9 protein-coding genes are annotated in these 11,568 nt (G+C 71.4%); 4 read left to right on the top strand and 5 right to left on the bottom strand.

Going from position 1 to position 11,568, the window contains the following annotated elements; translation table 11 throughout:
- The coding region (locus tag ACFY3L_RS54300) for a hypothetical protein (RefSeq protein WP_389343809.1) at positions 1 to 281 on the bottom strand (281 nt) is incomplete at its 3' end.
- 279 nt (positions 282 to 560) lie between these two features.
- Between ACFY3L_RS54300 and ACFY3L_RS54295 the strand changes: the two genes are divergently transcribed.
- From ACFY3L_RS54295 to ACFY3L_RS54280, 4 genes are read left to right on the top strand one after another with little or no spacing between them, the layout of a single operon-like run.
- Complete coding sequence (locus ACFY3L_RS54295) at positions 561 to 1,589, top strand: zinc-binding dehydrogenase (RefSeq protein ID WP_389343806.1); 1,029 nt, start codon at positions 561 to 563, stop codon at positions 1,587 to 1,589.
- A gap of 5 nt (positions 1,590 to 1,594) precedes the next feature.
- On the top strand, positions 1,595 to 2,347 hold the full coding sequence (locus ACFY3L_RS54290; RefSeq protein WP_389343803.1) for an SDR family NAD(P)-dependent oxidoreductase: 753 nt from the start codon (positions 1,595 to 1,597) through the stop codon (positions 2,345 to 2,347).
- Positions 2,344 to 3,222 carry an amidohydrolase family protein gene (locus ACFY3L_RS54285; protein ID WP_389343800.1) on the top strand — a complete coding sequence of 293 codons (879 nt, stop codon included), beginning with the start codon at positions 2,344 to 2,346 and terminating at the stop codon, positions 3,220 to 3,222. Before ACFY3L_RS54290 ends, ACFY3L_RS54285 begins: the two co-directional genes overlap by 4 nt.
- On the top strand, positions 3,219 to 4,196 hold the full coding sequence (locus ACFY3L_RS54280; RefSeq protein ID WP_389343797.1) for an aldo/keto reductase: 978 nt from the start codon (positions 3,219 to 3,221) through the stop codon (positions 4,194 to 4,196). The genes ACFY3L_RS54285 and ACFY3L_RS54280 overlap by 4 nt, the downstream gene beginning before the upstream one ends.
- A 61-nt stretch (positions 4,197 to 4,257) precedes the next feature.
- On the opposite strand, the gene ACFY3L_RS54275 is transcribed toward ACFY3L_RS54280, so the two are convergent.
- The 4 genes from ACFY3L_RS54275 to ACFY3L_RS54260 form a co-directional block, all read right to left on the bottom strand.
- A complete protein-coding gene (locus ACFY3L_RS54275; RefSeq protein WP_389343794.1) occupies positions 4,258 to 5,757 on the bottom strand; it encodes an arabinofuranosidase catalytic domain-containing protein in 1,500 nt (499 codons plus the stop codon).
- A 177-nt stretch (positions 5,758 to 5,934) separates the two neighbouring features.
- Positions 5,935 to 8,313 (bottom strand): ricin-type beta-trefoil lectin domain protein, encoded by a 2,379-nt coding sequence (locus ACFY3L_RS54270; protein ID WP_389343791.1) that lies wholly within the window; start codon positions 8,311 to 8,313, stop codon positions 5,935 to 5,937.
- Between the two features lie 64 nt (positions 8,314 to 8,377).
- On the bottom strand, positions 8,378 to 9,691 hold the full coding sequence (locus ACFY3L_RS54265) for a ricin-type beta-trefoil lectin domain protein (RefSeq protein WP_389343812.1): 1,314 nt from the start codon (positions 9,689 to 9,691) through the stop codon (positions 8,378 to 8,380).
- A 361-nt stretch (positions 9,692 to 10,052) separates the two neighbouring features.
- A partial coding sequence (locus ACFY3L_RS54260; protein ID WP_389343788.1) for a non-reducing end alpha-L-arabinofuranosidase family hydrolase occupies positions 10,053 to 11,568 on the bottom strand: 1,516 nt, incomplete at its 5' end.

Here is an 11,568-nt window from a genome sequence, read left to right as displayed (position 1 = left end):
ACCGGGATGTTGGCGATCACCGACGTGGTGCCGTTGGCGTCGGTGCGCCGCAGCGTGCCGTTCCTGGCGGTGTGCAGGACCGAGCGGTCGGGCAGCACCGAGATGGTCAGCGGCTCGCCGACCTCGGCGAGCCCCTTGGCGAGGGTCACCTGCTGGAAGTCGGCGGCGTTGATGGCCGCCGACGCCGGCGCCGCGGTGATGGCGACGGCCGTGAAACTTCCACCGGCGAGCGCGAGCATCACCGCCGCTGCGCCGCTTCGGTATCGGGGTGTTCGGTTCATGAACCCTCCTGACAGTGCTGGTCAGATGGGCGCGCGCCGCCGCGCCGATTGCTGTGCATCGATGCGCCGGCGCCGGGCGGGGCGAGGGTGCGCGATCCGGTCGCCATCGATGCATCGAGCACGTTACATGATTGACGACATACGTCATATGTTTGTTCGGAGGGCGGCCTGCCGGACGCCGTTCACCCTGCTCGATCTTCGCGGTTGACTGCATACGTCATACGAGTTACGTTTTCGCGGTCAACGAGCCCGGCAGTCCGCAGCACCGGATGGAGTTCGATGCAAGCCGTCGTCTACCGCGGGGCGCGCACCCTCGACATCGAAGAACGCCCCGAAGAGGAGCCCGGCCACGGGGAGCTGGGCATCGCCGTCGCCTACACCGGCATCTGCGGGACCGACCTGCACATCTACCACGGCGACATGGACGCCCGGGTCGGCGCGGCGGCGGTGATCGGCCACGAGATGTCTGGGCGGGTCGCCAGGCTCGGACCGGGCGTCACCGGCTGGTCGGTCGGCCAGCCGGTGACCGTCATGCCGACGCGGTCGTGCGGCCGGTGCGCGGCGTGCCGCCGGGGGCACTCCCACATCTGCCACAGCATGCGGTTCCTCGGCATCGACTCCCCCGGTGCGATGCAGTCGCTGTGGAACGTCCCGGCGGACCTGGTGCTCCCGCTGCCGGAGGAGCTGCCGCTGGAGCACGCGGCCCTCATCGAGCCGACCGCGGTCGCCGTCCACGACGTCCGCCGGGCGAACGTCGGCGCCGGCGACCACGTCGTCGTGGTCGGCGGCGGGCCCGTCGGCCTGCTCATCGCCGCCGTCGCGCAGCAGCGCCGCGCACGGGTCCTGCTGGTCGAACCCGACGGGTTCCGCCGCCGCGTCGCCGCCGACCTGGGTGTCGAGGCACTGGACCCGGCGGCGACCGACGTCGTGGCCGCCGTGAACGAGCGCACCATGAACGCGGGCGCCGACATCGCCTTCGAGGTCTCCGGGTCGGCCGCCGGGGTCGCCACCGCCGTCGACGTGCTGACCAGCCGGGGCCGCCTGGTCATGGTGGCCATCCATCCGCAGCTGCGCCCCGTCGACCTGCACCGGTTCTTCTGGCGCGAGCTCGAGCTGTTCGGCGCCCGCCTGTACCAGCGCGACGACATGACCGAGGCGATCCGGCTCGTCGCCACGGGCGAGGTCCCCGTGCAGCGGCTGATCTCCCGGGTCGGGCCGGTGGACACCGTCGGCGACGCCTTCGCCGCGCTGGAGTCCGGCGGCAGCGTCATGAAGGTCCTCATCGACTGGCAGGAGCAGCCGCGGTGAACCCGATGTTCGACCTCTCGGGACGCACCGCCGTCGTGACCGGCGCCCGGCGGGGCATCGGCCTGGCCATCGCAGAGGCTCTCGCCCTGGCCGGCGCGGACATCATCGGCGTCTCCGCGCAGCTGGAACCCTCCGGCAGCGACGTCGAGCGGCGGGTCCGGCACGCCGGTCGCCGCTTCACCGCCCTGACCGCCGACCTCGCCGACCGCGCGGCCGTCCACCGCCTCGCCGCCGATCTCGACGCCCTCGGGCCGGTCGACATCCTGGTCAACAACGCCGGCACCATCGCCCGCGCCCCGGCCGCCGAGCACTCCGACGAGCTCTGGGACCACGTCATCCAGGTCAACCTCAGCAGCCAGTTCCTGCTCAGCCGCGAGATCGGCCGGGCGATGATCGGGCGCGGCCGAGGAAAGATCATCTTCACCGCCTCGCTGCTGAGCTTCCAGGGCGGCATCAACGTCCCCGGGTACACCGCCGCGAAGTCCGGCGTGGCAGGACTGACCAAGGCGCTCGCCAACGAGTGGGCCGGGCACGGCGTCAACGTCAACGCCATCGCGCCGGGCTACATCGCCACGGACAACACGCAGGCACTGCGCGACGACCCGGTGCGCCACCGGTCCATCCTGGAGCGGATCCCGGCCGGCCGCTGGGGCAGGTCCGAGGACATCGGCGGGGCGGCGGTGTTCCTGTCCGCGCCGGCATCGGACTACGTCAACGGCGTCACGCTGCCCGTCGACGGTGGCTGGCTCGGCCGATGAGTCCCAGTGCAGGGCCGGCACCGCAGCAGATCGTCGACGCCCACCACCACCTGTGGGTCCGCGCCCGCCACCCGCAGCCGTGGATCAACGCCACGACGATGAAGGCGATCAACGCCGACTTCACCGTCGCGGACCTGGCCCCGCTGGCCGCTGAGTCCGGTGTCACTCAGAGCGTCGTGGTGCAGAGCATCTCCTCGCCGGCCGAGACGACGGACCTGCTGCGCCAGGCACACGCGACCGACCTCATCGGCGGCGTCGTCGGCTGGGTGGACCTCACGGCGCGCAACGTCGCCGACCGCATCGCCCGGCTGCGGGCCGGCGTGGGCGGAGGCCGGCTCGTCGGCATCCGCCACCTCGTGCAGGAGGAGTCCGACCCCGGCTTCCTGGACCGGCCGGACCTGCGCCGCGGCGTCGCGGCGGTCGGCGCGGCCGGCCTGGCGTTCGACCTGGTGATCCGCCGCCACCAGCTGCCCGCCGCCGCGCGGCTCGCCCGCGACCTGCCCGGCGTGACGTTCGTCCTGGACCACCTCGGCAAACCCTCGCTGCCCTACTCCAGGCATGGCGGCTGGGCCCGGGACCTGCGGACCTTCGCCCAGCTGCCGAACACGACCGCGAAACTGTCCGGCCTGGCGACCGAGGCTGACTGGACCACGTGGACACCGCAGGAACTACGGCCCGCCGTCGAGCACGCGCTGGACACCTTCGGCCCGTCCCGGCTCATGTTCGGCTCTGACTGGCCGGTCTGCCTGCTCGCCACGTCGTACCAACGCTGGATCGACACCCTCGCAGAGCTGCTGCAGCCGCTGGACGCGGCCGACCAGGCGATGATCTGGGCCGGCAGCGCCCGCCGGGTCTACCGCCTGCGGCCGTCGTGACGCCCCGGCCGCTCCCGCGCCGGCCGGCGATCGGTCTCACCGCGCTCGGTCTCGGCGCCGCGCAGGGCGGCAACCTGTACCACGCGACCACCGACGAGGACTTCACCGCGGCGGTCGACGCCGCCTGGGACGCCGGCATCCGGTACTTCGACACCGCCCCGCACTACGGACTGGGGCTGTCCGAACGGCGGCTCGGCGCCGCGCTGCGCACGAGGCCGCGCGACAACTACGTGATCTCCACGAAGGTCGGCCGGCTGATCGTGCCGTCGCCGCGCACGGCGCACCTGCGCGACCCGGAAGGCTTCGACGTCCCCGCGACCCACCAGCGGCAGTGGGACTTCAGCCGCGACGGCGTGCGCCGCTCACTGGAGGAGAGCCTCACCCGCACCGGCCTCGACCGCATCGACATCGTCTACCTGCACGACCCGGACGGGCACTGGCGGCAGGCCGCGACCGAGGCGGTGCCCGCCCTGACCGAGCTGCGCGACCAGGGCGTCATCGGCGCCGTCGGGGCGGGGATGAACCAGTCGGCGATGCTCACCCGGTTCGTCCAGGAGACCGACATTGACCTGGTGATGTGCGCCGGCCGGTACACCCTGCTCGAACAGGGCGCGCTGCACGACCTGCTGCCCGCCGCGCAGCGCGCCGGGGTCGGTGTCGTGATCGCCGGCGTCTACAACTCCGGCCTGCTGGCCCGGGACCGCCCGCCGGCGGACGCGACGTACGACTACCGGCAGGCGCCCGCCGGGCTCATCGACCGTGCGCGCCGCATCGCCGAGATCTGCGAGGCGCACGGCGTCACGCTGCCCGCGGCGGCGATCGCCTTCGTCCGCGCCCACCCGGCCCTCACCGCGACGGTGGTCGGCCTGCGCAGCCGGGCAGAGGTCCAGCAGACCCTGCACCGCGCCGCGACCACCGTCCCCGACGCGCTCTGGCCCGCGCTGCGGGGCGCCGGACTGCTCGAGCCGGCATGAAGGGTGGGCCCCGCCGCGTCGGCGTCGCGGCGGGGCCCACCCGGGTTGGCCGGCTGGATGATCAGCGGTAGCCGGCCGCGACGATGTTCGCCTGCACCGCGTTCTCGGCCGCGTCGGACGGGTAGCCCGACACCATGGCGCCCTCGTAGAAGGTGCCGGCGCTCTGGTTGGCTCCGCCGCCGGGTTTGCAGCAGTCGCCGCCGCTGCCGAGCACGATGGCGCCCTGCTTCTTCATCGGGCTGTAGCCGTTGGGCAGCGCGCCGTCGTACAGGGTGTACAGGCTGCCGGCCTGGGCGTTGCTGCCCTTGATGGCGAAGCGGGACGTGCCGTTGTTCTTCAGCGTCGCCGTGACGAACTTGCTGGTGAAAGCCCGCTGGTTGGAGTTCCACGAACTGCTGCCGCCCGGGAACAGGCCCCATTCCAGGTCCGCCTGCACCCATGGGCCCGTGCCGGAGCAGCCGCCGAACCAGCAGCTGGTGCCGAAGTAGATCGCGTCCATGGCGCCGGCCGCGTCCGCCTTGCGGGTCGTCTCGCTGTTGCCGTAGTCGAAGCAGCAGCCGCTGTTGACGTGGGTGCCGCTGGTGACCATGTACATGCCCTCGGGCGCACTGCCGGTGGGCACGCCGGTCAGGTGACCGTCGCGCCAGTAGCTGTTGCCGGGGTTGATGTACAGCGAATACGCCTTGCCGCCGCCGACCGTCAGCGACTCGGTGGTCGCCCTCGCCGGGCTGCTCTGCGGTGAGCCGGGCACGACGCTCGATCCCTGGTACCACAGGTCGTTGCCGCGCCCCGACTGGTCGTAGAGCACCGTGATCACGCACGTCGTGCCGGCGCAGAAGGAGTCCTGCGCCGACGCGTTCGCGGTGCCGCCGGCCGCCACCACACCGATGTCGCGGGTCGCGTTGTCCGAGGAGCGCCGCACCTGGTACAGGTTGCCGCTGTAGGAACTGGACAGGGCCCGGACGGTGCTGTGCGCGGCGACGCACGGCGTGCCACCCGCGGCGTAGATGTCGCACGGCCCGCCGGCGACGCCCGGCGGCGGTGACGAGAGCGTCCACTGCTGGTTGGTCTGGCCGCTGCACGCGTACAGGATGATCTTCGTGCCGTTCGCGGTGCCGCGGCCCGTGGCGTCCAGGCAGAGGCCGGACTGCACACCGGTGACGGAGCCGTTGGCGTTGACGTTCCACTGCTGGTTGTTCTGCCCGTTGCAGTCCCAGATGATGACCGGGGTGTTGTTGGCGGTACCGCGGCCGCTGGCGTCGAGGCACTTGTTGCCGTACACCGTCAGCTGCTTGGCGGCGGTGTAGGTCCACGACTGGCCCGCGGCGCTGCCGCAGTCCCATAGCTGGACCTGGGTGCCGTTGGTGGTGCTGGAGTTCGGCACGTCGACGCAGCGTCCGGAGCCGGCGCCGACGATCTGCTGGGCCCCGTCGGCGGCCAGGGCGGCACGGCTCAGTGTCACGGCGGCGGCGCCGGCGAGCAGCAGCGTGACGGCGACCGCCAGGATGGTGCCGCGGCGGGCCGTGGACTGTCTGGCCGGTGCCTCCGCCGTCCCCGCCATGGGCGGCATGGTGTCGTGGCGCGGGCCCATCAGTGCCGCGTCCAGCGTCGTGCGGCGGACCGTGGGGTGCGTTGCATGTGGCCCTCCTTCATGTGTTCGGTCCGGATGCCGGCGGGCGCGGCCCGGCCGTCCGATGTGGACGGCCGGACCGTGGCGCCGCCGGCGCGGGTGGATCCGTCAGCCCCGGATCCACGTCTGGTTGCTGCCGCCGTTGCAGGTCCACAGCTGCACCGCGGTGCCGTTGGCGGTGCCGGCGCCGTTGACGTCCAGGCACAGCCCCGACCCGTTGGCGACGATCGAGCCGTCGGCGTTGACCCGCCACTGCTGGCCGGCGCCGCCGTTGCAGGTCCAGATCCGCGCCCGGGTGCCCTGGGTGGTGCCCGCCACGTCGAGGCACTTGTTCCCGTAGACGGTGAGCTGGTTGCCGGAGGTGAGCGTCCACTGCTGGTTCGCGCCGCCGTTGCAGTCCCAGATCTGCACGACCGTGCCGTCGGCCTGGCCGGCACCGTTGACGTCCAGGCACCGGTTGGAGCCGGCGCCGCGGATCTCACCGGTCGGCCCGCCCGAGGTGCCGACCGGGGTGACCGTGAGGTTGTCGAACTGCGCCGTGACGCCCTGACCGGTGCCGTACCCGATCTGGCCGGCGACCCAGGTCGAGTCCGACACGGAGCCGACCGTGGCGCCGTCGACGGACGCGGTCAGCGTGCTGCCGTTGAGCGTCAGCGACAGGGTGTGCCAGCGCCCGGTGCCCAGCGCCGCCGTGGTGCCGCTGGCGAGGGTCCGCCAGTTGCCGCTGGTGTTGTTGCTGCGGATCGACCAGGCGCCGGTGTCGGTGACCCGGAAGTAGTACCCGTTGAGGTTCTGCGGGCCCTGGTGGTCGTACGTGTTGCCGCGGCCGATGAGCTGCGCGTAGCCGGACTTCTCCAGCATGACGTCGGAGGAGACGGTGTAGTTGCGCCAGGTAAGGTCGCCCAGCAGCGTGAACGGGTCGGCGTGGCCGGACGTCCAGTAGATCGGCGCCTGCTCCGACATCTGCCGCACGCACCGGCCGGAACGGCCGCCCCCGCAGGCGGCGACCTCGAACGAGCCCTGCTGGTCCATCAGGTACGTGGCTTCGCGGCCGGCGGCGTAGCTGTCGAAGGTGTCGCTGTACGGCAGCTTCAGGTTGCCTTGCGCCGGGCTGACCGCCGTGCCCTTGCCCTGCCCGGTCGTGGTGGTGATGCTGTACACGTAGCCGGGCTGGACGGTGAGGGAGAAGGCACCGCCGGAGGGCGTGATGTCGGCGCCGCGCACGAAGTGCTCGGCGGCGTTGTTGGACCGGACGTTGGTCGACCACACCCGCACCGTGCCGGTGGACAGGCCGCCGGTGACGGTGAAGTTCAGGGTCTGCGCCGCAGCGGCGTCCATCGTCTCGATGATCGTGCTGTAGTCGCCGCCTGCGGGCGAGCGCAGCGAGACGTAGCTGCCGTTGTTGCGGTTGCCGCCGAGGTAGCCGCTGGAGCTGTCGAGGTAACGCCAGCCCGGGGCGGTGAACTGGGTGGTCTGCGCCATCACCCACGCGTTCTTGCCGATCGAGTAGGCACCGGACCACGGCTGCGACGCCACCGCGACGCCCGTGGTCGCCCAGGGGATGTTCGGCGTGATCGCGGCGATGGCCGGCCAGTTGATGTAGGCGGTCATCCGCCCGTCGACGTAGCCGCGGTTGATGCCGCGGGCGAGCGCCTGCGCACCGGCGTTGTAGTCGTCGGAGCCGTTCTCGCTGGCCCACAGCGCCTTGCCGGTGGCCAGCGCGTTGCTGGAGCTGGGGCAGCTGCTCTGGGCGCTGCGGTACCCGCACACATAGTGGCTGCCGAACGCGGACACGGCGTTGGCGAAGGCGCTGTCGCGCAGCGCGTCGTCGGCGGCGGACCAGCCGAAGTCGTCCGACGCGACGATCTTCACGCCGTTGTAGCCGTGGGAGTTCAGTGCTGTGCGCAGGTTCTTGTACCAGGCGACGTTGTAGCCCTTCTCGTTCCAGCCGCCGAGGTAGTTGATGGTCAGCCCGTGCGTGCCGGCGCAGTCCAGCCACGCCAGGAGGTAGTCGATCGAGTCGTTGGACCAGAAGTTGCCGTTGCCGATCCAGCCCGGGGCACCCCATGCCAGCCCGACCAGGCTGATGTTGGGGTTGCGGGCCTTGGCCTGCTCCATCAGCCACCACTCGTATCCCCGGTTGCAGTTCACGGCCCCGCGGGTGTGCTCGTGGCTGGGCTCCGCGCCGGAGGTCGAGTTGGTGTCGCCGCCGATCTCCACCTTCAGGATCTGCATCGCCGCGCCGTAGCCCGGCTTGAACAGGTAGTTCAGGATGTCGCTGCGCTGCGGCTCCGGGTAGTCGATCAGCAGCCGGCTGTTGCCGCCGCCCCCGCTGACCGCGCCGATGCCGTCGAGCGCGCGCCCGCCCGATGAGCCGTTGATCGTGACCGCGGTGGCCGCCTGCGCGGGGGCACCGAACCCCACCAGTGCGGCCGCCGCGGCCAGCACCACCGCGGCGATCGTCGCCGCGCCGCTCCTCGTTGCCATGGTGTTCCTCATCTTCTGTCGGAGGGGTGGCGCCGGCCGGGAGCCGGCGCCACCGGTGGCCCGGTCAGCCGCGCAGGCTCCACTGCTGGTTGGCCTGGCCGTTGCAGGCCCACAGCTGCAGCTTCGTGCCGTTGGCTGTGCCGTTGGCGCTGGCGTCCAGGCACAGGCCGGACTGCACGCCGGTGACGGTGCCGTTGGCGGCGACGTTCCACTGCTGGTTGGGCTGGCCGTTGCAGTCCCAGATGACGATGGTGGTGCCGTTGGCGGTGCCCTGGCCGCTGGCGTCCAGGCACTTGCCGCCGTACACCGTCAGCTGCCGGTTGGCGGTGTAGGTGAAGCGCTGGTTGGTGTTGCCGTGGCAGTCCCACAGCTGCAGCTGGGTGCCGTTGGTCGTGCTGCTGCCCGGCACGTCGAGGCAGCGGCCGGAGCCCGCGCCGACGACCATGACGTTCGACTGTCCCGGCGGCTGGCTGCCGGACGGGCTGCTCGACGGGCTGCCCGGCGGCTGGGAGCTCGGCGTCGTGCCGCCGGCGAAGGACGAGATGAACTGCCACGCCTCGGTCTTGGTCCACGTCCTGGTGCCGTCCTCGCAGCCGGAGCACCCGTCGACCGGGCCGGGGCCGTGACCGCCGTCGAACGCGGCCCACCGCACCGGGTACCCGGCGCGGCAGGAGTAGGCGGTGGTGATGTGCCGGCCACTGCCGGGTGCCGGCTCCGGCGCGTTCTGGGCGGCGCAGCCGTTGTTGCGCAGGAACGTGTCGCGCAGCTGGCGCCCGGAGGCGATGTTCAGGACGTTGTCGGAGATGCCGTGGATGCCGAAGTAGCCGATCGGCTGGGTGCCGCCGCTGCAGCCGGACAGCTGCGCGCCGGAGTAGACCACGACCGCCCGGAACACGGTGGCCCGGCCGCAGGCGATGGCGTAGCTCATCCCGCCGCCGTAGCTGAACCCCATCGCGAACAGCTGGGTGGTGTCGACGCACAGGTCGTTCTCGATCATCCGGACCATGTCGTCGGTGAACGTGATGTCCTGGCCGCCGCTGTTGGCCCAGCCGTTGCCGATGCCCTGCGGCGCGACGAGGATCGCGCTGTTGCCGGACTGCTGCTGCATCCCGTAGTAGGACCACGAGGTGCCGCTGGTGCCGCCGGAGGCGACGTCGTTCATCGTGCCGCCGCGCCAGTGGTAGCCGAAGATCAGCCGGTACGGCCGGGTGTTGCTGTACCCGTCGGGGATGCGCAGGATGAAGCTGCGGTTCTGACCGCCGCTCTGGATGGTGTAGTTGCCGCTGCGCAGCGTCGGGGTCTTGCCGCAGCCGGCCGTCGTGGCCGCCGACGCCGACGGCATGGTCATCGTCGTCACGGCCACGACTCCCGCGGCCATCACGGCCACGGCGCCGAGCGCCGCGAGCCAGCGGGGTTTCTGTCGGGTGCTCACAGGTGGGTCTCCTTCGGTCGGCGGCAGCGCTCCCGGTTGGCGGTGGAGGCGCTGCCTGCGCAGCCAGGGCCGGGGCGGGGCGGCCGGGGGCTGCGACGGGGGTGGTACCGAGGATCGAACCTCGGGCGAAACATAAGTCGTATGACGTCTATCGTCAAGAGATGGGGCATCTTCGATATCCGCCTGGCCTCCTCCTCGCCGTCCCGCACGGGCCGGTCGCCATCCACCGCCGAGGGCGTGTCCGATGCGTTGCCGGCACCGGACACGCCCCAGCGGCCGGGAAGGCGGGCCGCGGTGGCCCGCACGCTCAGCGCTGCAGCGTCAGCACACCCGGCCGCCACGGCAGCAGGTTGTAGTCGCCGCCCGCGCTCGGGTTCTTGCCCTGGTACAGGAACTGCAGGTTGCACGGGTCGATGGTCTTGGTCTGGTCGGGGTTGGTGCGGACCAGGTCACCATGGCTGATGTCGTTGGTCCAGGTCGCGCCGCTGTTGGCCTTGCCGGCGAAGGGGTTGCTCTCACTGGCGGCCTGCGGGGTCCACGACCCGCTCAGGCTGGAGGACGTGAACGAGCGGAAGTAGCGCCCCTGGCTGCCGATCGCCTCGACGATCATCAGGTACTGGCTCTGCCCCTGAACCTTGTAGACCTCGACGGCCTCGAACAGGTTGTACTGCGAGTCGCTCATGATCGTCTCGTAGCTGGAGCCGAAGTTGCCCGGGAAGTTCCCGATCGGCATGGTCGCCCGGTAGATCTTGCCGTTGTCGCCGGCGAAGAACAGGTACATGTTCTGGCCGTCGCCGATGAGCGTCTGGTCGATGACGCCGGTGCCGGAGCCGGTGATGCTGCCGGTGAACAGCGCCTGCGGCGCGGACCAGCCGTTGGGGTTGGTCGGGTCACTGGAGGTCTTGTAGTTGAAGGCGTTGGGCCCCCACTGGTAGGCGAGCACCCAGACGTTCTTCGGGGCGAAGTAGAACAGCGTCGGCGCGACCGTGCCCTGGCTCATCCCGGTCTGAGGGGCCGAGGCCATGTCGGACCAGTTGGTGAAGAGGCCGAAGCTCATCGAGCCGTACGACCCTCCACTGGAGACGTTCGACGCGTAGACCAGGTGCTTGCCGTTGTAGACGACGTTGGTGAAGTCCTTCAGCGACACCCACCCGTTCTGCGGGTTGGCGAGGGCGCCTGTCGACGTCCACCGGTACGACGACGGCAGCGAGCACGACCCGCCCGGCGACTGCGACGGCGACGACGGCGGGGGCGAGGTCGGCCCGCCCAGCGAGACCAGCTTGAACTGCTGGTTGGCCTGGCCGTGGCAGTCGTACAGCTGGACCTGCTGGCCGTTGGCGGTGCCCCACACGTCGAGGCAGCGGCCGGACTGCACGCCGCTGATGGTGCCGTTGCTGTTGACGTTCCACTGCTGGTTGGGCTGGCCGTTGCAGTCCCAGATGATGACGGCCGTGCCGTTGGCGGTGCCCTGCCCGTTGGCGTCCAGGCACTTGTTGCCGTACACCTGCAGCGCCTTGCCGGACGTGTACGTCCACCGCTGGTTGGTCTGGCCGTGGCAGTCGTACAGCTGCACCCGTGTGCCGTTGGCCTGCGTCGCGTTGGGCACGTCGATGCACCGGCCCGACTGCGTCCCCACGATCTCGTTCGTGCCGCCGGGCCCGCCCGGCGGCGTGCTGCCCGGGGGGCTGACGGTGGGGCTCACCGTGGGCGAGGTGGTGGGGCTCGCGGCGTTGAGGGCGTTGAGGACCGAGGTGTACGCGGCCTTCTTGTTGCCGCCGCCGTCGAACAGCAGCGGGCTCTCGTTGGACCGCCACGAGTCGCTG

The organism is Dactylosporangium sp. NPDC000521 (genome assembly GCF_042898305.1).
Classification (GTDB): domain Bacteria; phylum Actinomycetota; class Actinomycetes; order Mycobacteriales; family Micromonosporaceae; genus Dactylosporangium.
Note: the sequence above shows the minus strand (reverse complement) of the source record. Positions and strands in the feature narration are given on the sequence as shown.